The sequence below is a fragment of the Erythrobacter dokdonensis DSW-74 genome, from assembly GCF_001677335.1.
Taxonomy (GTDB): Bacteria; Pseudomonadota; Alphaproteobacteria; order Sphingomonadales; family Sphingomonadaceae; genus Erythrobacter; species Erythrobacter dokdonensis.
The window spans coordinates 169,904-194,083 of sequence record NZ_LZYB01000003.1 but is presented as its reverse complement, the minus strand read 5'-3'; the positions used below and the strand labels follow the sequence as shown (position 1 = coordinate 194,083).

Genomic DNA, 24,180 nt, shown 5'->3' with positions numbered 1-24,180 from the left:
GACATTGCACCTTCGGACGAAACGGACGGGTCAGAAGCTGGCTGCGATCCCGATGGTCAGGCGACGCGGAGCACCGGGACCGAAAGCCCGCGGATCGGAGGCATCGGGTGCTTCGGCAAGGTCGACCTCGTCAACCTCGCTGAAGGTGCCGAAGGTGGCGAATTCCCGGTCGAACAGGTTGCGCACCTCCCCGAACAACGACACACCCTTCACCACCTCCACGCTCCCGCGCAGGTTGAACAGGAGGTAGCCGGGCACTTGCGGGTTCTGGTTGGCCTCGTCGCCGACCAGGAACTGGGACGAACGGGCGATCATGTCGCCGCCAATTCTGAAACCGCGCACGCCGATCCGGCCCGCATAGTCCGCCGTCAGCGTGGCGCTATGCCTGGGAATACCGGTAAGGCGGTCGCCGCGCGCCACGGCGATCTCGCCGTCGTCATTGGCTTGGGGATTGGCCGGACTGCTCAACACCACCGGAAAGCGATAGGTCGCATCGATAAAGGCATAGCTCGCGCCCAGCCTCAGCCCGCCGCGCCGCGCCTCGAGGCTCGCTTCGACCCCCTGGCGCCGGGTTTCGCCGATATTGCGGAAGAAGCCCCGCCCGCGCGTGCTCGAGGCGACGAACTGGATGTCGTTGGTATTGGTCGTGCGGTAGCCCGACAGCAGCCAGCCGATGTTCCAGCCGCCTTGCTTGTGCCGGCCCGATGCACCCAGTTCGAAGCTCTTGGCCACCACCTGTTCGAGCGGCGGGTCGGCGATGAAGAAATTGGTGAGGCTGCAGGGCGCGTTCTCGTCCGCGCAGGACAGCTCGGCCTCGGTCGGGACACGGTTCGATTCCGAATAGCCGGCACGCAGGCTGATCGCGGGTGTAACCGCCCAGTCGAGTTCGATCCCGGGATTGAGTCGGTCGAAGCTGTGATCGCCGTTAAGCGCGGTGCCGATCTGGTCTTCCAGGATGACACGCGCGGTATTGTAGCGCAGGCCGATCTCGGCGGTGAGGCTCTCGGTCAGCGGCAAGGTGTCGGCGAGAAACACGCTCCAGAAGCGCGCCCGGGTCTTGAGGCTGACCGGTGCGATTGCATTGTCCGGCTGGTCGATGAAAGTGCCCAGCCCTTCGACGCTGCGCTCATCCGTGAGTTCGCCGAGCTCGGTCGAGGCGACGAAGTCGTTCTCGCTCGAATCATAGCTTGCCCCGAAAGCGAGCCGGTTGGTGCGCCCGCCGAAGTCCTGCTCGCTGACGATCTGCGCCAGGAACCCCTCCGAGCGCGAGACAATGTCGCCGCGGTTGAACACGCCGTAGTCGCCGCCATCGAGCACGTCGTCGATGGTGTCGCCACCCGAATCGATCAGCAGCGCCTGCTCCTCGTCGCCGTCGTCCCCGACCCTTTCGAGGCACAGGAGACCTTCGAACGCGGGATCGCCCTCGCATTCCTCAATATCGGCGGCATCGCCGTTGAGCAGCGAGGCCTTGCGGCGCTGGCGGTAGAGCGTCGCCTCGAAGCGCGTGCGGTCGGATATCGCGACCCAGGGGTGAACGCTCAGACGGCCATAGGAATTGCGCTGGTTGTCGGGCCAGGTGAAGACCGAGCGCCGCCGGGCTTGCAGCAGTTCGACCGGCGCCACGCCATTGCCGGTGAGATCCGTGTCGGCGCCGATGAACTTGACGTGCACGCCGCCACGCTCGCCGTCATAGCCCAGATCGAAGAAGCCGTTGATGAGGTCCGAGGGGCTGAAATCGCGCCAGCCGTCCTCCTCGCGGTACTGGATCGCACCGAACCAGCTGAAACCGCCGCTGGCATCGCCTGCCGAAAGGCTGAAATCGCGCTCGCCATAGGAACCGATCGCCGCCGCACCCGCGACCCCCTGTTCGGTGCGTCCGGTGGCGGTCTCGATCACCAGCGCACCGCCCAGCGCGTTGAGGCCATAGACCGGGCTAGCATCGCGCAGGGTAAGGCTGCGGATCGCGGCATCGGGGATAAGCTCGAAATTGACCGTATCGCCGAAGGGCTGGTTGAACCGCGCCCCGTCGACATAGACCGAAAGCCCCTGCGCCTGACCGACCAGCGGCGAGGCGACATAGCCGCGATAGACGAGATTGGGCTGCCACGGGTTGTTCTGCGCATCCTGCGCGGTCACCCCTGCGAAATTGCGGGTCAGCGCGGCGAGCAGGTCGGGCGTTCCTGCGATCGCAATATCGATCCGGTCGAGCGCGAGGGCATCGTCTAGATCGACCTCCCCGCCCGGCGCGGTCACGATGATGGTCGCTGCCGCCTCATCGACCCGCGGCGGTTCGGCCTGCTGCGCCAGCGCAGGACCCGCACATACGATCCCCGCTGCAAGAACAGCGACAGGCCTTGCGCCCGGATCGATCAAGCCCCTGAGCTTCGCCGTCACCATTCTCTCCCGCCCATCATTGTTCTGTCCTGCTCCGGTCGCGGTGAAGCTTGCGGGCAAGTCCTTTTCTTGCAGTCAGAAAGTTGGCCGGATTGGCGCGCAAATCGATTGTGCTTTGGTCCAATGCGCACGACCCGAGACGAATTCCGCTCTCTGGCTGGTCGGCAAGCGCTACATCACGGTTGCCCGGTGCCGTGCTTGCGGGCAGTGGCAGGCTATTCGGCCAGAACCACGCCCCAGGGCCCTTCGCCCACGGGAATGCGCGCCACCACCTCGGCCTTTGCCAGATCGACCACCGCGACATCGTCGCTGGTGCCATTGGCGACCACCGCGCGCTTGCCATCCGAACTAATGGCAAGATGCCACGGCCGACCGCCGGTCCGAATGTAATGCAGCACGGCAAGGCTCTGTGTATCGACCACAGCGATGCTGTCGGCCCGGCCGAGCGCAATGACCGCGAGCTTGCCGTCCGGAGTGAAGCGGATGCCGCAGGGCAGCACCTTGTAAGGCAGTGCTCCGGGGGGCGCGAAAGGAATGGTCTCGATGATCGCTCTGGAGACGACATCGACGACATGCACTGTCTGGCCCATTTCCGCGGCGATCCACACGCGCTTGCCGTCGGGCGTGAACTCGATGTGGCGCGGGCGCGCATCGGTTTCCATTTCCAGCACGGTTTCGCGGGTGGCGAGGTCGATCCAGCTGACCGTGCTGTCCTCCTCGCTGGCGACCAGCAGCCACTTTCCATCGGGACTCTGGGCGATGCCCTCGGGCTCCTCGCCGACCTCGACCTGCCAGGCAACCTGCCGGGTTTCGAGGTCGATCGCGGTGGCCGCCGCGTCGTCCTCGTTGGAGACGAACAGCAGCCTGCCATCGCCCGACAGGAAGAACTGTTCGGGATCATTGCCCGCCGGCATCACCGCAACCAGCGCACCGGTCTTCGCGTCGCGGATCTCCACCGCGTTGTCGAGGCTCGCGCAGACATAGATGTATTTACCGTCCTTGCTCAGCAGGATGCCGCGCGGACGCTGACCGACGGCGAAGGTATCGATCACCTCGCCGCTGGCAAGATCGACCACGCTCACGCTCGAGCCGCGCTCGTTGCTGATATAGGCGGTCTGCGCGGCGGCAGGGGCGGCAAGAGTGCAGGCCGCAAGGGCGACCGTCAGGAAAGTGCGGATCATCATGGGCCTACCCTAACTCCATATCCCTGTCGTCCGAGATTGTACCAAAGTCGAATGGGGATTCGCCGGGGCTCGCGTAATCTGTTGCCAGGAGAAATTGTCATTGCGCCGCAGGGCGTGCGACCCAAGAGGACAAGGGAATTTCGAGATGAGAAACATGACTGGCCGCATCGCGCTTGGTGCTGCCTTCGCCACCCTGGCGATGGTCGCAGGCCCCCAGATCATGGCGCATGGCGACGTGACGCCGCAGGCGGTGGACACATCGGATCTTCCCGATATCGGCGAGGACTGGCTCGAGGAAAATCCCTATAGCGGCAATGCCCGCGCGATCGAGATCGGCACCTCGGCCTACAACCAGAACTGCGCGCGCTGCCACGGGCTCGAAGCCATTTCGGGCGGCATCGCCCCCGACCTGCGCTATCTCGAACTCGGACCCTCGGGCGATTCATGGTACGTGGAGCGCTATCGCAACGGCTCGAGCCATGACGGCAAGGTGTACATGCCGCCCTTCGGCGAGGTTCTGGGCCAGAAGGCCGGCTGGGCGATCCGCGCCTTCCTCGAAACCAAATATACGGAAGAATAAGCGTGTCGGACACGCGCAGGGGGTTCATCGCCGGCCTGCTGGGCGCTGCGGGAACGCTGGCTGTCTCAGGGCCGCTCGGCGCCGCGCCACTGGCGCGAGTGAAGGAACTGGGCGTGCTAAGAGTCGGCCTCTACGCCGACAACCGGCCCTGGTCATGGGAAGCGGGCGGACGCCCGAAAGGTATCGACGCCGATCTTGCCACTGCCATTGCCGAGGGGCTCGGCGTCCGGCCGGAGATCGCGCTGTTTCCGGCCGACGAGGAAATCTCGGACGACCTGCGCAATGTCGTCTGGCGCGGCGGTCTACTGGGTTTCCGCCGCTGCGACCTGATGCTGCATGTGCCGTTCGACATGCAGCTGGCCGCGCGCGAGGATCAGGTAGTGATGGTCGCCCCCTATTACCGCGAGGACTTCACCGCCGTCTGCTCGAGCCAGACCCGCGACTGCGACATGCCGCCCCAGCGCTTCGTCGGCAGCAAGGTCGGCGCGGAACTGGACTCGATCCCCGATTTCTATCTCACAGGCGGGTTCGGCGGGATCCTGCGCGGCGATGTCGAGCATTTCCCGACCGGCTATGATGCCGCCGCCGCAGTGCATGACGGCAAGGTGGAAATGGCGGTTGCGACCCGCGCCCAGATCGAGGCGGCGATGGCAGGGCGTCCGGATAGCCGGGCCAAGCTGCGCAAGAGCCCGCTGCCGATGCTCCCCTCGCGCGGATGGGACATCGGCATGGCGGTGAGGGAAGACAGCCGTTCGCTGGGCTTCGCAGTGGAAGACATCGTCATGCAGATGACCGCAGATGGCCGGATGGCGGCCATCTTTGAAGGTCACGGGGTGAGTTGGCAGCAACCGGAGGCGACGCGCTCGATCGGCTGACAGGATCGCGCCCGCCTCGTTCCAAGGTTCAATTGTTGCCACCGCCAGCCCGGTTAAGGCTGGGATTTCCTGAAGGGGGACTGCCCCGCATCGGCTCGCAGCGAGCAGACGGGCAAGAAATGAATATCGAGGAGGGAAGAATGAAAGGCATACGCAAGACTCTGGTCGCCACCTGCGCGCTGGCGGGCCTGGCACTGACGGTTCCGGCGATGGCCGAAGGTCCGACCATGGATGAACTGATGGGCGACGCGGAATCCACCAGCGATGTCCTGACCTACGGCATGGGCCCGTGGCAGCAGCGCTTCAGCCCGCTCGATGCGATCAACACCGAAACCGTCGCCAAGATGGTACCGGCCTTCGCCGCATCGCTGGGCGGGGAAAAGCAGCGCGGGCAGGAATCCCAGCCGATCGTCTATGACGGCGTAATCTATGTCACCGGTTCCTATTCGCGCATGTTCGCCTTCGATGCCCGCACCGGCGAGAAGCTGTGGGAATACAACGCGCGCCTGCCCGACGGGATCATGCCCTGCTGCGACGTGGTCAACCGCGGCGCGGCGATCCACGGCGACAAGGTAATCTTCGCCACGCTCGATGCGCGCCTCGTGGCCTTGAACCGCAAGACCGGCAAGGTGATCTGGAACAAGGTCACCGGCGATTACAAGGCGGGCTATTCGGCCACCGCCGCGCCGATCATCGTCAAGGACATGGTCATCACCGGCAATTCGGGCGGCGAGTTCGGTGTGGTCGGCGCGGTCAGCGCGCGTGACGTGAACACCGGCGAGCTGATCTGGAACCGTCCGGTGATCGAAGGCCACATGGGCACGCTCAGGGGGCAGGACAACGGCATTACCGGTACGACCAACGCGACCTGGCCGGGCGATATGTGGAAGACCGGCGGCGGGGCGACCTGGCTCGGCGGCACCTATGATCCGGGCACCAACATGGTGTTCTTCGGCACCGGCAATCCGGCGCCATGGAACAGCCACCTGCGTCCGGGCGACAACCTCTATACCTCCTCGACCCTGGCAATCGATGCCGACACCGGGGTGATCAAGTGGCACTACCAGACCTCGCCCAATGATGGCTGGGACTTCGACGGGGTGAACGAATTCATCCCCTTCGACGGCACCTTCAACGGCAAGAAGCGCAAGATGGGCGCCAAGGCCGATCGAAACGGCTTTTTCTACGTCCTCGATCGCACCAACGGCAAGCTGCTCAACGCCACGCCCTTCGTGATGCAGCCCAACTGGGCGAGCAAGATCGACCTCAAGACCGGGCGGCCGGTGTTCAATCCGGACAACCGCCCCGGCGCGCCGGGGGATGCGGAAAAGGGCAAGTCGGTGTTCGCCACTCCGTCCTTCCTGGGCGGCAAGAACTGGATGCCGATGGCCTATTCGCCCGATACCGAGATGTTCTACGTGCCGTCCAATGACTGGGGCATGGACATCTGGAACGAGCCGATCGCCTACAAGAAGGGCGCGGCATATCTGGGTGCAGGCTTCACCATCAAGCCGATCGCCGAGGACCACATCGGCGCACTGCGGGCGATTGATCCGAAGACTGGCAAGATCATGTGGGAATACAAGAACAAGGCCCCTCTGTGGGGCGGCGTCCTGACGACCCGCGGCAATCTCGTGTTCACCGGCACGCCCGAAGGCTATCTCAAGGCCTTCGATGCAAGGACCGGCAAGGAGCTGTGGAAGTTCCAGACCGGCTCGGGCGTGGTCGGATCGCCCGTCACCTGGGAGCAGGATGGCGAGCAGTATGTCGCGGTGATGTCCGGCTGGGGCGGCGCGGTGCCGCTGTGGGGCGGAGAGGTCGCAAAGACCTTCAAGGAGATCAGTCAGGGCGGCTCGCTCTGGGTGTTCAAGCTGCCCCGCTGAGGCTCATGAATGACAGGCGGAGCGGGCCGAGGATCACCCCGTTCCGCCTGTTGCCATTTCAACAAGCTGCGATAGACACATGTCATGAACGAGGCGCTTCCGCTCGAGAGAGTTCTGATCGTCGATGACCACGGGCTGGTTCGTGACGGGTTGCGGGCGGTGCTGCTCTCAAGCTTCCCGGCTTGCGAAATCGCCGAGGCGGGCAGCTTTTCAGAAGCGCTCGACCAGCTTGAGGCGCAGCCGGACATCGACATCGTGCTGCTCGATCTCAACATCCCCGACGCCACCCGCTTTTCGGCGCTCGAACAACTGCGCGGCGATTTTCCCAGCCTTCCGGTGGTGATGGTGTCCGGCTCCTATGACCGCGTCACCGTCCGTGATGCGCTGGCGGCAGGCGCGGCGGGGTTCCTGCCCAAGACGCTCGACCGCGAGACCATCCTTGATGCAATCCAGCAAATCCTCGCGGGCGAGATCTACGTACCGCAGGAGTTCCAGACCGATGCCGTCGCCGAAGAAGAAGAATCGATCCGCCAGCTGATCGAGAACCTCACGCCGCAGCAGCGCGTGGTGCTGGGGCGGCTGGTCGCGGGCCGGCTCAACAAGCAGATCGCCCACGAGCTCGATATCTCGATGACCACGGTCAAGGCGCATGTCTCGGCGATCCTGTGCAAGCTCAATGTCTTCAGCCGCACCCAAGCGGTCATCCTTGCCAACAAGATCGGATTTGACGGCTAGGCGCTTGTCGCGATCTGCCTGAGCAGTGCGCGCAACTGGGCAGGCTTGATCGGCTTGGTGAGGATCGGCAGGTCGAGCGCCGAGAGCTTTGCCTTCACCTCCTCGCTGCGATCGGCGGTAACGATGGCGGCGGGCAGATTGCCGGAGTGCAAGGCGCGGATGCGGGCGACAGCGATATCGCCGGTCAGCCCGTCCTCGAGATGATAATCTGCCAGGATCAGCGACAAGCCGGCGCGGGCCGCGGCCAGCACTTGGGGTTCGTCGGGCCCTGCCGCGGTGATCGCCTCGTGCCCCCAATTCCCGAGCAGCGCACGCATGCCGGCAAGGATCGTCGGATCATTATCGATCACCAGGATAGCGCCGCTGGTCAAATCGGCCCGGCGGCCGGACATGACCGCAGGCTCGGGCGCAAGGCTCGCCGGTTCGGTCGCGCGCATGGTGATCGAGAAGATCGCTCCCTGTCCCGGCTCGGATAGCAGCTCTACACGATGGCCCAGCTTGGCGCAGCTGCGCCGCACGATCGCAAGGCCCAGTCCATGTCCGGGTATACGCCGCGTCGCATCAAGCCGGCGGAACTCGTCGAACACCACCTTCTGCTCGGCCAGCGCAATGCCGGGGCCGGTATCGGTCACCGAAACCACCACGGCATCCCCCTCCCGGCGCGCGGCCACCTTGACCCCGCCGGTCGCGGTGTAACGCAGCGCGTTGGAGACAAGATTCTGCAGCACGCGGCGCAGCATCTGTGCATCGCTCGCCACGAACAGCGGGGTTTCGGCGACCTCGAATTCCAGTCCCCGCGAGCGCGCCAGCGGAGCGAACTCGATCCGCAACGCCGAGAGAATACGTCCCAGATCGATCGCGCCGATCTCGGGTTGGATCGCGCCCGCATCAAGGCGCGAGATCTCGAACAGGGCCTCGAGCAGGTCCTCGACCGAATCGAGCGCGACCGACGTCTGGCTAACCAGCCCGCGGGTGCTGGTGGCGAGCCGCTTTTCCCCGAGCGCGGACACGAACAGCCGCGCGGCGTTCAGGGGTTGCAGCAGGTCATGGCTTGCAGCGGCGAGGAAGCGGGTCTTGGACAGGTTGGCGAGTTCGGCCTCGTCCTTGGCCTCGGCGAGCTGGCGGTTTGCCTCGCTCAGCTCGGTGGTCCGCTGTCTGACCGCCCGTTCAAGCGTCTCGGCAACCTCGGTCATCGACTTCTGGAAGCGGATGCGATCGGTCACATCGTCGAAAGCGAAAGCCATGCCGCCGCTTGCCAGCGTTACCGACCGGATCACGAAATTGCGGCTGCCGAGCATGCATTCGGTGCTGATGCGCGGGCCGCGCCCCAGACGCCATTCCACCGCCTGCGGCCGGTCAAGCCGACGGTGATCAATGCAGTGCCGGACAAAGGCCTCGTGCGTGCCGATCCGCGCCTGCACGTCGCGGTCGAGGCCCAGCATGTTGGCGAGTTCGTCGTTCCACGCCTGCAAACGGCCATTGGCGCCGAACAGGCAGGCGCCTTCCGACAGGGTATCGAGCGTGGATTGCAACGCGAGGTTTCGTTCGGCCAGTTCGCGGGCGCGCTGACGGGCATCCTCGGCCTTGACGGTGGTGATATCGGTATAGATCCCGACCGTCCCGCCCTCGCTGGTGCGCAGCTCGTTGATCTGGAGCCACCGCCCGTCGGCCAGCAATTGCACATGCGCGCCGGCATTGCGGTGACGGGCAAGGCGTTCCTGCTTCCAGCGCTCGGGCGAGACGAGCGAACCGATCGGGCTGCCGCTCCCGGCGAGCACTTCGACCATCTCGGCAAAGCTCGGCCGCCGGTCGACGATGTCGCGGAATTCCGGCCAGAAGCGCAAGAAGGCGGTATTGCACATCACCAGCCGGTCTTCCGCGTCGAACAGGGCAAAACCATCACTCAAGGATTCGATGGCGTCGCGCAGACGCGCGCGGGCGGCATCGGCGTCGGCATGGGCGGCCTCGATCTGGGCATTGATCGAGGCAAGCTTGCCCATCGCGTCTTCCAGCTCGCCCGTCCGGTCGCGCACCATGGCCTCGAGCGTGATGGCATTCTCGAACATCGAGAAAGCGCCGCCCTGCATGTCGGTGGCGCGCTCGACCCGGTCGATTAGCGCGGCATTGATCGTCTCGAGCTTGCGGATGCGTTCCTTCAGCCGGGCGATTTCATCGGTGTCGGACACAGCGGCCACAGGATCCCGGACGCTGGCCATCAGCGCCCGATCGCCAGCCCGCTCAGCGTCTGGTTGAGATGCGCGGCGCGGAACTGCTCGCCATAGGTGTTGAAGCCTCTGACCCGGTTGGCGGCGTAGATGTCGGAAACCGGCCGCACCAGTTGCCGGGAGTCGGCATCGATCCGGTTGAGCACGCAATCGAAGCATAACACGTGATCGATTTCACCAAGTTCGCTGCGCAATTGTTCGAAGAACGCCTCCATCTGGGCAATCCGGTCAACCGGCTCGCCGATCGCCAGCACAATCCCGCGATCAACCGCGCCGTAGAAGGTCAGGCTGCCATCAGGATTTGCGGTCTGGATCGAGCGCACATGATAGGCTCCGCCGGTTCGAACCATGGGCGGATGGGCTGCAAAAAAGGCAGTATCCAGCAGCGCACCGGGCGAACCGGCAAGCCTGCGGTATTCCTCGGCGGCAGGCGCGGCATTGATTTCATGGACGATGCGCTTTTCCGGATCCGCCAGCGTCACCACCATCCGGGCATCGCCTGGACGATAGTAGCATTCGGAAAAGACATGCAACGGGCGGGCGCTGGTCAGCATCACGATCACTGCGGTTCCGCTGCGGAAGGCGCCGTCGCACAGCACGCCCGTCTCGCTGAAGATCAGTCCGTCGCCGCTTGATCCGCCGATCAGCGGAATGTCGCCCAACGCGTCCTGCACCGTCATCGTAAGCAGTTCCTCGCGGTGGGACAGGCCGTCGACGAGAAACAGTGCCACCTGGCTGGCGTCCTCTCCCAAAGCGCGGGATTCCTGCCGGGCATTGGCAGCGAGATGCCGGATCTGGCGCCGCGCCTCCTCCCGGTCGAAGCCGTCGATGTCGGACACATGGAGCGCCCTGAAGGTAAAGCTGCCTTTCGGGAAACCCATGAATTGCAGGCTGTCGGTGTCATAGCCGCGCGCGGTAATCTCTCCGGCGCTGGTGCAACCGACCAGGGGAAAGCCGCCAAGATGGCCGGCGATCGCCGCAGCCAGTTCTTCGCGCGGGTAGCGGCTTGAACAGAAGATGATGCCCCCGGCGAGATCGCGTCCCTCGATCGCGCGCGAGATTTCGGCAATCGCCTGTTCGGCGCAGGCAGCGTGCGAACTTGCCACGACAAGACCGCCAGCCGCCGAAGGGCGCGGTGCGTGCAATTTTCTCTCCCAAGTCTCCCAGGAAGGCATGGCCTTCCTCCCGTTGTCATAATGTTGGAGTTTTCCCTTCCGCACAAGCGTTTTCGCCCTGCCCGGCGGTCTTCAGCCCACCTCCGCGCTTGCCCCGGTCGCAGGCTCGCCGGCATCCTCCAGCAGCGCTGCCTCGGCATCGGTGAACACCCGGCTGCGGGTGACGAAACGCACGCCTTCGGGCGCTTCGAGGCTCATGCCCGATCCGCGCCCCGGCACGACGTCGATGATGACCTGCGTATGGCGCCAGTATTCGAACTGGCGCGCCCCGATCCAGACCGGGGTGTCGCCCGCGACCCGGCCAAGCAGCACGTCCTGCGCGCCCACTCGGAACTCCCCGCGAACGAAGCACATCGGCGCCGAGCCATCGCAGCATCCGCCCGACTGGTGGAACATCAACGGACCGTGCAGGGCTGCCAATCGCGCAATCCATTCCTGCGCTGCAGGCGTCGCAAGGATCCTTGGCGGAACGTTTTCGGATGACATGTCACAAGCTCTCCCTGGGACAAATCGGGGCGGGAGACACATATGCCGCCCGCCCCGCTGGGTTGCCGGAGCCCGCACGCTGGGGAGAGGTTGAGCGTAAAACGGGCGATCCGGACTTTCCGGCTCAGAAGAAGCCCAGCGCCTTGGGGCTGTAGCTGACGAGCAGGTTCTTGGTCTGCTGGTAGTGTTCCAGCATCATCTTGTGGTTCTCGCGCCCGATGCCGGACTGCTTGTAGCCGCCGAAGGCCGCATGAGCAGGGTAGGCATGGTAGCAATTGGTCCACACCCGGCCCGCTTCGATCGCCCGGCCGAAGCGATAACAGGTGTTGGCATCGCGGCTCCACACCCCGGCGCCGAGGCCGTAGAGCGTGTCGTTGGCGATGCTGAGCGCCTCGTCATTGTCCTTGAAGGTAGTGACCGACAGCACCGGGCCGAAGATCTCCTCCTGGAAGATGCGCATCTTGTTGTGCCCTTCGAGGACGGTCGGCTTGACGTAGTACCCCTCGGCCAGTTCGCCTTCATGGATGTGGCGGCCACCGCCGGTCAGCACCTTCGCGCCTTCACCCTTGCCGATCTCGATGTAGCTGAGGATCTTCTCGAGCTGGTCGTTCGAGGCCTGCGCGCCGATCATGGTCGCGGCATCGAGCGGGCTGCCCAGCTTGATCGCGTTTACCCGGGCAATCGCCTTTTCCATGAACCGGTCATAGATCGATTCGTGGATCAGCGCGCGGCTCGGGCAAGTGCAGACCTCGCCCTGATTGAGCGCGAACATGGCGAAGCCTTCCAATGCCTTGTCGAGATAGTCGTCATCCTCGCGCATCACGTCGGCGAAGAAGATATTGGGGCTCTTGCCGCCCAGTTCGAGCGTGCAGGGAATGAGGTTCTCGGACGCATATTGCATGATGAGGCGGCCGGTGGTGGTTTCCCCGGTGAAGGCGATCTTGGCGATCCGCGGGCTGGTGGCGAGCGGCTTGCCCGCCTCGATGCCGAAGCCGTTGACCACGTTGACCACGCCTTCCGGCAGCAGGTCGCCGATGACCTCCATCAGCACCATGATGCTCATCGGGGTCTGTTCGGCGGGCTTCAATACCACGCAGTTGCCCGCGGCCAGCGCCGGGGCGAGCTTCCACACCGCCATCAGCAGCGGAAAGTTCCAGGGGATGATCTGTCCGACCACGCCCAGCGGTTCGTGGAAGTGGTAGGCGATGGTGTCGTGGTCGATCTCCGAGATGCCGCCTTCCTGCGCTCGCAAGGCGCCCGCGAAGTAGCGGAAGTGATCGACCGCCAGGGGCAGGTCGGCTGCGGTGGTTTCGCGGATCGGCTTGCCGTTGTCGATCGTCTCCACCAGCGCGAGCAGATCGAGATTGTCCTCGATGCGCTGGGCGATGCGGTTGAGGATGTTCGACCGCTCGGTGGTCGAGGTCCGGCCCCATGCAGCGCGCGCCTTGTGCGCGGCGTCGAGCGCAAGCTCGATGTCCTCGGCACTGCCGCGCGCCACCTGGCACACGCGCTTGCCATTGACCGGCGAAATATTGTCGAAATACTGGCACTTGACCGGCGCGACCCACTGGCCGCCGATAAAGTTGTCGTACTTGCCCTTGATCAGGGACTTGCCTTCGAACTGGCTCAGTGCTTGCTCAAGCATGGTGCATCTCCTCTCGCCACACGGTGGTCATGGGAGGAATGTGCGCCGGGAAGAGGAAAGCGCCAATTGTACCTTAGGCTGATACGCCGTGGCGGATCGGCAGGTTTGCTAACGGGGCTGCGGCCCTGCCTGCCCGGATGATGGCCTGACGACCTTCCAGACCCGCAAAGCGTCTGGCAGGGGGAGATCGACCGGCTCCAGCCAGTCGGGCAATGGCCCCTCCACAAGCGCGTTTGCAAAACTGTCCGGACCACCGGCCGCCCGGTAATTGGTAAACTCGACCACATCCGTGCACACGACCACATAATCCGCGCGGTGAGCCGTAATCTGTTGGTGTGCCGTCGCCTGATTGCCTGTGAAGGCCGCGATCACATCACGCATCCCCGATGCGGAGCGGTGATGGCCGGAGCCGATAATGCTGTGGTGCGTGTCGAGCAGCAGCGGAGGACCGATATCCAGCGGCGCGAACACGATACCGGCGGGCAATCGGTCGATATGCCTCATGGTGTTGTGAATTTCGCAGGTCGATGGAAAGATCTCTGGCTCATTGATCGCGCCCGTACGATGCAAAAGTCCGTCAAGCGCAAGAGCCGCAGGCGCAGGCAGAAACACCAGATAGATTGCGATGGCCGCTGCAAGGCGGGCAGGCAGGCGGGCGGATCCTTGCCAAAGATCGATAACGCGCGCCGCCAGCACCGCCAGGGGAATGGTGCACATGATTCCGGCAAAGGCGATCGACCGCCAGGTCGCCAAACCGCCAAGGATCGCAACGGCCAGCACGAGCGCATATTCGCGCCACCAGTCGCGCAACCCCTCATCCCCGCGTGCAGCACAGACAATCGCGACACCGAGCGCAACCAGACATTGAACAACAGCTGAAAAAGCTTCGCCAATCGGCTGCTGCCACACCGGCATTCCCTCGGTGACCCGCAGGTACCACAGGTCGCGGACCAGCGGGTCAAGGCCAGCAAAGGGCGATGCGAGACACGCGGGCGCAGTCGCACCCAGCACGGCAATACCGGCAAGCCCGCTTGCCGCCAGACCGCCCAGCACCATCAGGCGCGACGCCGGTGACGCCAGTCCCAGCACGCTTACACCGACCGCGATGGTACCGAACAAGCCCAGATGCGCCGGAGCGATCGCGTCGCAATGCGCGGCAAGATCGGCCACGCCGCGGGTCAGTGCAAAAAATGCCGCAAGACCGCCCGCCAGCGCCTGCAGATAGCGCACCAGCCACACCCGCGCCGCCGGATCGGCAAGCCAGCGCCAGGTGAACAGCAGCGCAAAACCAGCCGCCATGACGACCGTTTCAAGCGAGATAACAAGCCCGGCCGCCATGGCGAGACCGGCGATGGTACCACCACGCACGGCATGCGACTGAAACACCGCCCAAAGGGCGAGCGCGACCATCAGGATCTGCCAGCCGTGATGATCGATCCTGAGCGGCTGGAACTGCGCTGGCACCATCGGCATCAGCGCAAAGGCGCCGATGGCGAGCAGCGTGACCCGCAGCCCGAAGCGTTGGAGCGCGATGCGACCGACCGCGAGCATGGTCATCAGCATCAGCAGCAGGGGTGCCGCGAAAGCGACAAGGAACTCCGCGCGGGCAGCAGGAAGCACATGCGAGAGCAGCCAGATCAGCCCCGCCAGCGGCGCATCAACAAGCCGCGACCAGTGCATCAGGGTACCCTCGGGCGGATTGATGCGGTACTGGCGCAGATCGAACCAGTCCTGCCCGGCCAGAAGGTCGCGCACCTGAAGCAGCCGCATGGTGTCGTCGACATCGGGAAAGCGCGCGGCGGCCAGATGCGGTGACGCAAGCGCAATGATGGTGGACACGCCCAGCCAGACCAGAACGATGGCAGGAAACGGGCGCTGCACCAGGCCGATGTCCGCTCGGCGTGGAATCATGATCCGGTGTTTTCCCTGAACACGACCATGGCACGCAGGATGTAGGTCAGCGCGAAGCTGGCAATGATCGCGGGCAACTTGGCAAGACGCGGATCGATCCCGGCGCGGTCGGCCAGCGTGACGATCAGGGTGGTCAGCGCCAGCCCGGCCAGCGCCGATACCACGAACAGCACCTTCTGCATCGTGCGTTCGCGTCCCTGGGCCGCGACGCCTTGATGAAACACGGCACGGCTCGACATCAGCCAATGTGCAACCACGCCCAGTGAATAGCCCAGCGCCGAGGCCGGGCCTGCAGCCACACCCAGGGCAAGACAGGCGAAGAATACACTGACATCAACCGCAAGCGCACCGACACTGGCCGCGAGATAGCGCAGGAAACGGATATCCGCGAGGCGCAGGGCCAGCCGGGAAAGCGGACGGATCATGGCATGCTCCATCGTCCGCTATCAGGCAGATTTGCGCTGCTGGCGGTCCTGCTCGACTTCGGTGGACAACCGCTCGGGCACGCCGCGCAAGGATGTCAGTGCGGCGACCTGGTCATCGGTGAGAGGGCGGGTTTCGGCGGCCTCGCGGGCCGGCAGACCGGTCTCGGCGCCTTCGTCGCCAGCCTCGTGATATTCGGCATCCTCGTTGACGCACCACGTATCATAGAGCCGCTTGCCGGCGAGGATGTTCTCGGCCGTGAGCATCGCGGTCATCATCGCATGGTCCTGGTTGTTGTAGCGGTGCATCCCGTTGCGGCCGACGAGGTGGAGCGTGGGGAAGCGTTCCTCCAGCTCGTGGCGCATGGCGGCGACATTGGCGGCATAGTCCTCGTCATAGACGGGATAGGCCTTTTCCTGCCGCACCACCGCGCCGCCGATTACCTTCTTCGGATCGACCAGGCCGAGGATTTCCATCTCGCGCTTGGCCAGTTCGACGAGTTCATCATCGGGGGCGGACCACAGCCCGTCGCCTTCGAAGCAGAAATATTCGAGGCCGACGCAGGCGACCTTGGGATCGGGCACCATCTCGGGCGACCACGAACGGAAGTTCTGCACCCGCCCGACCTTCACCTTGCTGTCGTGGATGTAGATCCAATTGTCGGGGAACAGGTCCTCGCTGTCGATCATCAGCGCGACGGTCAGGAAGTCGCGGTAGCGCAGCTTGCTCGCCTCCAGCGTGGTCGCGGGGAGCGGGTGGATGCGCTTGGCCAGCTCGCGCATCGGCGCGGAACTGATCGCGTGGGCAGCACGGATCTGGATTTTTCCGTCGGGTCCGTTGGCGGTCATCGACCAGCCGCCCTGCCCGTCGCTCGCCAGCCGGTCGAGGCTGTGTCCCATCAGCACCACGCCCTTGCCCGAGGCAATGATCTTGTCGCGCGCCGCATCCCACATCATGCCGGGCCCGAGGCGCGGATAGCGGAAGGTTTCGAGCAGGGTCTTGACCGCCTGCCCGTCATTGGGACGCTTGTTGAGGCCGAGGCTGCGCTTGAGCCCGTCGACCACCGCGCCCATCAGCGAAAGCCCCTTGATGCGCTGGGCGGCCCAGTCGGCGCTCATCTCGTTGCAGGGCATCCCCCACACCTTCTCGGTATAGGTCTTGAAGAAGATCGAATAGAGCTTCTCGCCGAACTGGTTGGTGGTCCAGTCCTCGAAACTGCGCACGTCCTTGATCGGGAACGCGCGGCGCCACAGGTAGCTCGCCATGCAGGCGGTGGAGCGCAGGACACCCAGGTTCGACAGCGCTTCGAAGGCGCGCAACGGGTAGGAGTAGAACTTGCCCTCGTAATAGATGCGGCTCATGCGCGGGCGCTGGATGAAGTCGTCGGGCAGGATCTCGTTCCACAGATCGACCACTGCCTGCGACTTGGAGAAGAACCGGTGACCGCCGATGTCGAACCGGTAGCCTTCGTGCTCGACCGTGCGGCTGATGCCGCCGACATAGGTGGGGTCCTGTTCGATGATGGCGACAGTCTTACCCGCCTTGGTCAACTGGTAGCCGGCGGTCAGTCCCGCCGGTCCGGCCCCAACGATTACCACGTCGACCTCCATCGCACCGGTCGTGTGCGACGACGAGAAAGCATTGCGCGGCGTTCCGTAATCCATTGAAGTCATTCCAGCCCCCAGTTGGCAACAGGCGCCCGGGAGTGTCCCTGCGGCCCTTGTGCTTGGCGGGTTCGGGAATGAACGAAAATGGTTAGCGAAAAGTAAACCGGACGGGGCGGTCTAAGGAAAAATCCTTAGGCCGCACAACCTCAACTGGCGTGGGCGGCAATCCATTCCTCGACTTGCGGAGCAACCTTTGTGCGCCAGCGGCTGCCGTTGAAGATGCCGTAGTGGCCCGCGCCCTCGGCCATGTAGTAGCGCTTCTTCGCTTCGGGCAGGTTCGGGGTGAGCTTCAGCGCCGCGCGGGTCTGGCCGAGGCCGGAGATATCGTCCCGCTCGCCCTCGATTGCCAGCAGCGCGGTGTCGGTGATCGCGGTGAGATCGACGATTTCGCTCTTGTGGCGGAACTCGCCCTTGGGGATCGAGTGCTTCTGGAACACTTCCTCCACCGTCTGGAGATAGAATTCGGCGGTCATGTCGCACACGGCGCGGTATTCGTCGTAGAATGTCTTGGTCGCCTGCGCGCTCGCCTCGTCGCCGATGGTGAGGTGCTTGAACATCTCGTAATGGCTCATCATGTGGCTCGACAGGTTCATGCTCATGAAGGCCGAAAGCTGCATGAAGCCGGGATAGACCCGCCGCCCGCTGCCGGGATATTTCATCGGAACGGTGGCGATCACGCTCTGGCGGAACCACTCGATCGGACGCTGCATCGCCATGTTGTTGACGACCGTGGGACATTCGCGGGTATCGATCGGCCCGCCCATCATGGTCAGCGTGGCAGGCGTGGCGGGCGATTTGTGGAGATTGAGCAGCGCGGTCGCGGCAAAGGCCGGGACGCTGGGCTGGCACACCGCCATCATGTGAATGCGCGCACCGCCTGCTTCACCGTGCACGTGCTCGGCGAATTCCATCAGGTAGTCGATATAGTCGTCGAGATCGAACTTGCCCGCGGACTGGGGCACCATCTTGGCATCGGCCCAGTCGGTAATGAAGACCTCGGCCGATTCGAGCATCCGCTCCACCGTGCCGCGCAGCAGCGTGGCGTAGTGGCCGCTCATCGGGGCGACGATCAGCAGGCGCGGACGGTCAGCAGGTGCGCCTTCAACCCGAAAGCGCAGGAGATCGCCGAAGGGACGCTTGAGCACGGTAGATTGCACCACCTCATGGGCCGTGCCGTCGATTTCGACGCTGTCGATGCCGAATTCGGGCTTGCCGTAATGCGCGGTCGCGTGGGCGAAAACGTCAAGGGCGCTCGCGGCCATCGGGCCAATGCCGAGATAGGACAGCGGACTGGCCGGGCTGGACAACATCCCCGCGCTGATCGAGGCCAGCGTGCTGGCGCTGTTCATCCAGCTGCGCTGGATTTCGTAGGCATGGTAAAGCATTCAAGAGCCCCTGTGCGACGAACATCGATGGCGCCTCTCTCCCGGGCGCCTGGAGAGCACAAATGGGCCTTCGCGCTCCCTTGTGCAATGCACAATGTTGCGACAGTTAACCCACGGAGCACCATTCTGTTGCTTTTTGCACGTGAAATTCGCGGACTTCGTGGCTAGAGGGGCGGCACGATGCACGGCGAAACCCCCGAAGACACGCGCGCTGGCCCTCATGCAGGCGACGGCCCCGAACCGGCAAACCCAGAGGCCGCGACCTTGGCTCCGGACGGCGAAGAGGCCGAGACGGCGCCCAAATCGCGCTCGCTTGCGCCCTTGCGGATGGTGTTCGGCACGGCGGTGCAATACCCGCGGCAGATCGCGCTGGCGCTGGTCGCGCTGGTCATCACATCGGCAGCGACGCTGGCGATCCCCTGGCGCTTCAAGGTCATCATCGACGAGGCTTTCACCGGTTCGGCCAGCACCGACGACATCGCCCACGCCTTCCAGTACCTGCTGATGATCGTGGTGGTGCTGGGCATCGGCACTGCGCTGCGGTTCTACTTCGTGAGCTGGCTGGGCGAACGGGTGGTGGCCGACATCCGCCTGAAGGTGCAACAGAACCTGCTGCGCCTGTCACCCGGCTTTTACGAGGTCAACAGCCCCAAGGAAATCTCCAGCCGGATGACATCCGACACCGCGATCATCGAGAACGTGGTGGGCACCACGGTATCGGTGGCGCTGCGCAACACACTGACAGGGCTGGGCGGGATCGGTTTCCTCGTGTTCCTCGCCCCGTCGCTGACGCTGGGCCTCTTGGTCGGAATTCCGCTGGTGATCGTCCCGATCGTCTATTTCGGGCGCAAGATCCGCGCCGTCTCGCGCACCAGCCAGGACCGCATCGCCGATGTCGGCGCCTATGTCACCGAAGTGCTTTCGGCGATGAAGATCGTCCAGAGCTTCGGGCAGGAGAAGCGCGAGGGCGACCGGTTCGCGGGCGTGGTCGAAGGCACCTTCGAAACCGCACGGCGGCGCATCCTGCTGCGTGCGGCGATGACGACGGTGGTGATCCTGCTGGTGTTCGGGGGCGTGGTGCTGGTGATGTGGCGCGGCGCGCTGGCGGTGGCCGCAGGCGAAATCAGCGGCGGCACCATCGCCGCCTTCGTGCTGACCGGCGGGCTGGTGGCAGGCGCGCTGGGCGCGCTCACGGAAGTCTATGGCGATCTCTTGCGCGGCGCGGGCGCGGCGAGCCGGCTGGCCGAATTGCTCGAAGCCCGGCCCGAGATTGCGCCGCCCGCCCGGCCCCAACGCCTGCCCGAGCCACCGCGCGGCAGCCTGTCGTTCCGCAATGTCACCTTCCGCTATCCCGCGCGGCCCGAGGTCGCGGCGCTCAGGGACTTCACGCTCGAGATCGAGCCGGGCGAGACTATCGCCATTGTCGGACCTTCGGGCGCGGGCAAGAGCACGATCTTCCAGCTGGTCGAACGTTTCTACGATCCGCAGGGCGGCACCATCCGGCTCGACGGGATCCCGCTGACGAAGGCCGACCCTGCAGAGATCCGCGCCCGGCTCGCGCTGGTGCCGCAGGAAGGCGTGCTGTTCAGCGCCAATGCCCGCGACAACCTGCGCTATGGCAAGTGGGACGCCAGCGACGAGGATATCTGGGAAGCGGCCCGCGCGGCCAATGCCGAAACCTTCCTGCGCGCCCTGCCGCAGGGGCTCGACACCTATCTCGGCGAGGGCGGCACCCAGCTATCGGGCGGACAGCAGCAGCGTGTCGCGATTGCCCGCGCGCTCTTGCGCGATGCACCGATCCTGCTGCTGGACGAGGCGACCAGCGCGCTCGACGCGGAAAGCGAGCAGCTTGTCCAGCAGGCCCTCGAAGGGCTGATGGCAAACCGCACCACACTGGTGATCGCGCATCGTCTCGCCACGGTTCGTGCCGCCGACCGGATCGTGGTGCTCGACGAAGGACGGATCGTCGAACAGGGCACACATGATGCGCTGACCAGGGCGGGTGGGCTCTATGCGCGCCTTGCCAGACTGCAATTCGCTGCCGACGCCGCCTGACGACGCGGGTTCGCTCGTTCGGCGCGCAGGCCCGCTGCCGCTTTTCGACGAAACGCCCTGCCTGCCGGATGAAGGACAACCTTTCCGCAGCCGCGATGGTAGGAGCATCGTGACAGCAATGTTGCACCAGTTCTCAGGGACCCCAGACATGATTCGCAAAACCGCCCTTTTCGGCGCCAGCCTCGTTGCGCTCGCCCTTGCCGCGCCCGCTTTCGCCAATGAAACTGCCCACGATCACACCGACGGCACCGAGGTGCTGCTGGCCGAGGGCGAAACCGAGGGTTCGGCCCTGCCGACCATGAGCTTCGGCACCTGGGGCTTTGATCCCGCCTATCTCGCCACCGATATCAAGCCCGGCGACGATTTCAGCGCCTATGCCAACAAGCGCTGGATCGATGCCAACCCGCTGCCGCCCGAATTCAGCCGGATCGGCGCCTTCACCCTGCTCGGCGAAAAGAGCACCTATGACGTCAAGGCGCTGATGGACGAGCTGGCCGCCAAGGATACCGCCAGCCTCTCGGCGGACGAACAGCGGATCCTCGAGGCATACCGCGCCTATCTGGATACCGGTGCGATCGAAGCCGCCGGTCTTGCTCCGGCGCGCCCCTATCTCGACCGGATCATCGGCGCGACCACGCTGGAAGACCTTGCCAAGCTCTGGGCCGAGCCGGGCTATGCCAGCCCGATCGGCGGCGGGGTCAACGTCGATGCCAAGCAGCCTGATCGTTATGTCGCCTATGTCGGCTTCGGCGGGCTCGGCCTGCCCGACCGCGACTACTATCTCGACGAAAGCGAGAAAGGCCGCGCGATCCAGGCCAAGTACAAGGACTATCTCGCGTTCCTGCTGGGCGAGGCGGGTTATGCCGATGCCACCGCCGCGGCTGAAGCGGTCTATGCCTTCGAGAATCGCATCGCCCGCGATGTGGCGTGGGACCGCGCCGTGCGCCGCAACCGCGACCTTACCTACAACCGCGTCTCGGCTGATGAAATGGCCGCCATGGCCGGCAAGGTGCCCGCGCTCGAGATGCTTGCCGCCATCGGTCTCGACAAGAGCCCGACCTATGTCGTCAGCCTGATGCCGCCCACGGACGAGGAAGTGGCCGAGCTTGGTCTCGACGAGGCGACCCTCGCCAAGATCGGCTCGGGCCTGCCGGGCATGTTCGCCCTGCTCGGCGAAACGCCGGTGGCCACGCTCCAGGCGTGGATGATCAAGGAAATGCTGTCGGACAATGCCGCCGTCCTGCCCAGCCGCTTCGACCAGGCAAGCTTCGAATTCTACGGCAAGACCCTGCGCGGCACGCCGGCACAGCGCCCGCGCTGGAAACGCGCGATCGGCGAGGCCGAGGGCTTGCTGGGCGAGTTGATCGGCAAGGAGTATGTCGCGCGCTACTTCCCGCCCGAAAGCAAGGTGGCGATGGACGAGCTGGTGGCCAACCTCAGGCTCGCGCTGCGCGAGTCCATTGCCGAGATCGACTGGATGGGAGAGGCGACCAAGACCCAGGCGCTCGCCAAGCTCGACAGCTTCGATCCCAAGATCGGTTACCGCCCCAACCTCGAGACCTATGAAGGCCTCGCCATCACCGCGGGCAATCCGATTGCCAACCGCATGGCCTCTGCCCGTTGGCGTCAGGCAGACAATGTCGCCAAGCTGGGCGAGCCGATCGACCGCACCGAATGGGGCATGCTGCCGCAGACGGTGAACGCCTATTACAACTCGGTGAAGAACGAGATCGTCTTCCCCGCGGGCATCCTGCAGCAGCCGTTCTTCGCGCTGACCAACGACATCGCGGTGAATTACGGGGCGATCGGCGGCGTCATCGGCCACGAGATCGGTCACGGCTTCGACGACCAGGGCTCCAAGTCCGATGCCACCGGCGCGCTGCGCAACTGGTGGACCGACGAAGACCGCAAGGCCTTCGACGCGCTGGGCGATGCGCTGGTGGCGCAGTACAATGCCTTCTGTCCGCTCGACGAGGGCAAGACCTGCGTCAACGGACGCCTGACCCTGGGCGAGAACATCGGCGACGTCGGCGGGCTGTCGATGGCCTACCGCGCCTACAAGATCGCGACCAAGGGCAAGGATGTTCCGGTGATCGACGGGCTGACCGGCGACCAGCGCTTCTTCCTCGCCTGGGCGCAGGTATGGCGTTCGACACAGCGCGAGGCGAATTACCGCACCCGCCTGCGCACCGACAGCCACAGCCCGGAAGAATACCGGGTCAACGGCGTCGTGCGCAATCTCGACGAATGGTACGAGGCCTTCGGCGTCAAGCCGGGCGACGCGCTCTACCTGCCGCCGGAACAGCGCGTGCGGATCTGGTAAGCACAGCAAAGGCCCGCCCGGTGATCCGGGCGGGCCTTTTGATTTGACACCCGCTCCGGTCTCGTCGAAGCGGCTGCGCCATGACCGACACCCTAGCCGCCATCCTGCTCGGCATCCTTGAAGGGCTGACCGAATTCCTGCCCGTGTCATCGACCGGGCACCTGATCCTCGCCACCGAGCTGCTCGGCTTCGACCAGCGCGAATGGGAGGTGTTCAACATCGCCATCCAGCCAGCGGCTATCCTCGCCATCGTGGTGCTCTACTGGCGGACCTTCTGGGATGTGGCAAAGGGGCTGTTCGGACTGGACAAAGGCGCGCTCGCCTTCGTGCGCAACCTGCTGGTCGCCTTCTTTCCGGCGGTGCTGCTGGGCCTGGCCTTCGGCGACGTGATCGAGACCATGCTGGGCAATGCCGTGCTGGTATGCTGGACGCTGATCATAGGCGGCTTTGCGATCCTTGCCGTCGAACGCTGGGCCAATCCGCCCGCAGAGGGCGCAGGCGTTGCCGGCGTTCCGCTGCGCACCTCGGTGCTGGTGGGGCTGGTGCAGTGTCTGGCGATGATCCCCGGGGTCAGCCGTTCGGGCGCGACCATCCTCGGCGCGATGGCCTTTGGCGTCGATCGCAAGACCGCGGCGGAATTCAGCTTCTTCCTCGCGGTGCCGACCCTGTCGGGGGCAACGGTCTACCAGCTGGCGAAATACGGCGCCGACCTTTCAGCCCGCGACTTCGAACTGATCGGCATCGGTTCCGCGGTCGGCTTTGTCACCGCGCTGGTAGTGGTCAAACTGTTCGTGACGATCATCACCAGGATCGGGTTTGCCCCCTTCGCCTGGTACCGCATCGTCATCGGTGCGGCGGGTCTCGCCTGGCTGACCCTGCGCTAGACCACGCTTTTGCGGAACCACACGGCGACACGCTGGTTTGGGAGTCGGACCGGCAGACGCCGGGTACGACGAAGCGAAGGCGGATAATGGCGTTATTGGTGCTGATCGTGTTGGGTGCGACGCTGGGCTGGCTGGCCTCGATCCTCGCGCGCACCGAAGCGCCAGGCGCGATCCTGCGCCAGATCGCGGGCGGCGTCGTGGTGTCTCTTGTCACCGGCGGTATCGCCAATGGCGGGACCATGCTGGGAAGCCTGTCGTTCCTCGGCCTCGGCGTGGCGCTGGCGACCACCTTTATCATGCTGGTGCTCTACCACGCCGTCCTGCGGCGCAAGGCGAACGCCTAGACCGGC

General features: G+C 64.8%; 18 protein-coding genes. 8 read left to right on the top strand and 10 right to left on the bottom strand.

Translation table 11 applies throughout. The annotated features are described in order from the left end of the window. Positions 1-30 precede the first annotated feature (30 nt). Positions 31-2,397, bottom strand: a complete 2,367-nt coding sequence (locus I603_RS07365) for a TonB-dependent receptor (RefSeq protein ID WP_084439960.1) — start codon at positions 2,395-2,397, stop codon at positions 31-33. A gap of 212 nt (positions 2,398-2,609) precedes the next feature. Continuing rightward, positions 2,610-3,575, bottom strand: coding sequence for a PQQ-dependent catabolism-associated beta-propeller protein (locus I603_RS07360; RefSeq protein WP_086621908.1), 966 nt, complete (start codon positions 3,573-3,575; stop codon positions 2,610-2,612). Positions 3,576-3,723: 148 nt separating this feature from the next. On the opposite strand from I603_RS07360, the gene pedF reads away from it, so the two are divergent. From pedF to I603_RS07340, 4 genes are all read left to right on the top strand, one after another. Then, positions 3,724-4,158 (top strand): cytochrome c-550 PedF, encoded by a 435-nt coding sequence (gene pedF / locus I603_RS07355; protein ID WP_068863633.1) that lies wholly within the window; start codon positions 3,724-3,726, stop codon positions 4,156-4,158. Between the two features lie 2 nt (positions 4,159-4,160). Then, positions 4,161-5,033 (top strand): substrate-binding periplasmic protein, encoded by an 873-nt coding sequence (locus tag I603_RS07350; RefSeq protein ID WP_068863631.1) that lies wholly within the window; start codon positions 4,161-4,163, stop codon positions 5,031-5,033. A 140-nt stretch (positions 5,034-5,173) separates the two neighbouring features. Continuing rightward, complete coding sequence (locus I603_RS07345; protein WP_068863629.1) at positions 5,174-6,916, top strand: methanol/ethanol family PQQ-dependent dehydrogenase; 1,743 nt, start codon at positions 5,174-5,176, stop codon at positions 6,914-6,916. 84 nt (positions 6,917-7,000) lie between these two features. Then, on the top strand, positions 7,001-7,651 hold the full coding sequence (locus tag I603_RS07340) for a response regulator (RefSeq protein WP_084439959.1): 651 nt from the start codon (positions 7,001-7,003) through the stop codon (positions 7,649-7,651). Here the strand turns inward: I603_RS07340 and I603_RS07335 are convergent. From I603_RS07335 to I603_RS07300, 8 genes are all read right to left on the bottom strand, one after another. After that, positions 7,648-9,867, bottom strand: a complete 2,220-nt coding sequence (locus I603_RS07335) for a hybrid sensor histidine kinase/response regulator (protein ID WP_068863627.1) — start codon at positions 9,865-9,867, stop codon at positions 7,648-7,650. The genes I603_RS07340 and I603_RS07335 overlap by 4 nt on opposite strands. Next, complete coding sequence (locus I603_RS07330; protein WP_068863626.1) at positions 9,867-10,982, bottom strand: FIST N-terminal domain-containing protein; 1,116 nt, start codon at positions 10,980-10,982, stop codon at positions 9,867-9,869. The genes I603_RS07335 and I603_RS07330 overlap by 1 nt, the downstream gene beginning before the upstream one ends. Before the next feature lie 141 nt (positions 10,983-11,123). After that, entirely contained in the window at positions 11,124-11,537 is a 414-nt protein-coding gene (locus I603_RS07325) for a DUF779 domain-containing protein (RefSeq protein ID WP_068863624.1), read from the bottom strand. A 124-nt stretch (positions 11,538-11,661) separates the two neighbouring features. Then, the gene (adh, locus tag I603_RS07320; protein ID WP_068863622.1) at positions 11,662-13,182 is read right to left on the bottom strand and encodes an aldehyde dehydrogenase; all 1,521 of its coding nucleotides are present in this window, start codon (positions 13,180-13,182) and stop codon (positions 11,662-11,664) included. Positions 13,183-13,290: 108 nt separating this feature from the next. Beyond that, entirely contained in the window at positions 13,291-15,093 is a 1,803-nt protein-coding gene (locus tag I603_RS07315; protein ID WP_068863620.1) for a hypothetical protein, read from the bottom strand. Further along, positions 15,090-15,518, bottom strand: a complete 429-nt coding sequence (locus tag I603_RS07310) for a GtrA family protein (protein ID WP_068864120.1) — start codon at positions 15,516-15,518, stop codon at positions 15,090-15,092. Before I603_RS07310 ends, I603_RS07315 begins: the two co-directional genes overlap by 4 nt. A gap of 21 nt (positions 15,519-15,539) precedes the next feature. After that, complete coding sequence (locus I603_RS07305; protein WP_086621912.1) at positions 15,540-17,126, bottom strand: NAD(P)/FAD-dependent oxidoreductase; 1,587 nt, start codon at positions 17,124-17,126, stop codon at positions 15,540-15,542. Between the two features lie 203 nt (positions 17,127-17,329). After that, the gene (locus tag I603_RS07300; RefSeq protein ID WP_068863616.1) at positions 17,330-18,568 is read right to left on the bottom strand and encodes a polyhydroxyalkanoate depolymerase; all 1,239 of its coding nucleotides are present in this window, start codon (positions 18,566-18,568) and stop codon (positions 17,330-17,332) included. A 180-nt stretch (positions 18,569-18,748) separates the two neighbouring features. On the opposite strand from I603_RS07300, the gene I603_RS07295 reads away from it, so the two are divergent. From I603_RS07295 to I603_RS07280, 4 genes are all read left to right on the top strand, one after another. Continuing rightward, complete coding sequence (locus I603_RS07295; RefSeq protein ID WP_084439957.1) at positions 18,749-20,623, top strand: ABC transporter transmembrane domain-containing protein; 1,875 nt, start codon at positions 18,749-18,751, stop codon at positions 20,621-20,623. Between the two features lie 148 nt (positions 20,624-20,771). Further along, positions 20,772-22,946, top strand: coding sequence for a M13 family metallopeptidase (locus I603_RS07290; RefSeq protein WP_068864117.1), 2,175 nt, complete (start codon positions 20,772-20,774; stop codon positions 22,944-22,946). An 80-nt stretch (positions 22,947-23,026) separates the two neighbouring features. Beyond that, on the top strand, positions 23,027-23,830 hold the full coding sequence (locus I603_RS07285) for an undecaprenyl-diphosphate phosphatase (RefSeq protein WP_068863614.1): 804 nt from the start codon (positions 23,027-23,029) through the stop codon (positions 23,828-23,830). An 86-nt stretch (positions 23,831-23,916) separates the two neighbouring features. After that, positions 23,917-24,174, top strand: coding sequence for a GlsB/YeaQ/YmgE family stress response membrane protein (locus I603_RS07280; protein ID WP_068863612.1), 258 nt, complete (start codon positions 23,917-23,919; stop codon positions 24,172-24,174). Positions 24,175-24,180 lie beyond the last annotated feature (6 nt).

Bases quoted from the DNA above. Each gene is read 5' to 3' on its own strand.
- I603_RS07365 (WP_084439960.1), bottom strand. From the start codon at position 2,397: ATGGTGACGGCGAAGCTCAGGGGCTTGATCGATCCGGGCGCAAGGCCT.
- I603_RS07360 (WP_086621908.1), bottom strand. From the start codon at position 3,575: ATGATCCGCACTTTCCTGACGGTCGCCCTTGCGGCCTGCACTCTTGCC.
- pedF (WP_068863633.1), top strand. From the start codon at position 3,724: ATGAGAAACATGACTGGCCGCATCGCGCTTGGTGCTGCCTTCGCCACC.
- I603_RS07345 (WP_068863629.1), top strand. From the start codon at position 5,174: ATGAAAGGCATACGCAAGACTCTGGTCGCCACCTGCGCGCTGGCGGGC.
- I603_RS07340 (WP_084439959.1), top strand. From the start codon at position 7,001: ATGAACGAGGCGCTTCCGCTCGAGAGAGTTCTGATCGTCGATGACCAC.
- I603_RS07335 (WP_068863627.1), bottom strand. From the start codon at position 9,867: ATGGCCAGCGTCCGGGATCCTGTGGCCGCTGTGTCCGACACCGATGAA.
- I603_RS07325 (WP_068863624.1), bottom strand. From the start codon at position 11,537: ATGTCATCCGAAAACGTTCCGCCAAGGATCCTTGCGACGCCTGCAGCG.
- adh (WP_068863622.1), bottom strand. From the start codon at position 13,182: ATGCTTGAGCAAGCACTGAGCCAGTTCGAAGGCAAGTCCCTGATCAAG.
- I603_RS07315 (WP_068863620.1), bottom strand. From the start codon at position 15,093: ATGATTCCACGCCGAGCGGACATCGGCCTGGTGCAGCGCCCGTTTCCT.
- I603_RS07310 (WP_068864120.1), bottom strand. From the start codon at position 15,518: ATGATCCGTCCGCTTTCCCGGCTGGCCCTGCGCCTCGCGGATATCCGT.
- I603_RS07305 (WP_086621912.1), bottom strand. From the start codon at position 17,126: ATGGAGGTCGACGTGGTAATCGTTGGGGCCGGACCGGCGGGACTGACC.
- I603_RS07300 (WP_068863616.1), bottom strand. From the start codon at position 18,568: ATGCTTTACCATGCCTACGAAATCCAGCGCAGCTGGATGAACAGCGCC.
- I603_RS07295 (WP_084439957.1), top strand. From the start codon at position 18,749: ATGCACGGCGAAACCCCCGAAGACACGCGCGCTGGCCCTCATGCAGGC.
- I603_RS07290 (WP_068864117.1), top strand. From the start codon at position 20,772: ATGATTCGCAAAACCGCCCTTTTCGGCGCCAGCCTCGTTGCGCTCGCC.
- I603_RS07285 (WP_068863614.1), top strand. From the start codon at position 23,027: ATGACCGACACCCTAGCCGCCATCCTGCTCGGCATCCTTGAAGGGCTG.
- I603_RS07280 (WP_068863612.1), top strand. From the start codon at position 23,917: ATGGCGTTATTGGTGCTGATCGTGTTGGGTGCGACGCTGGGCTGGCTG.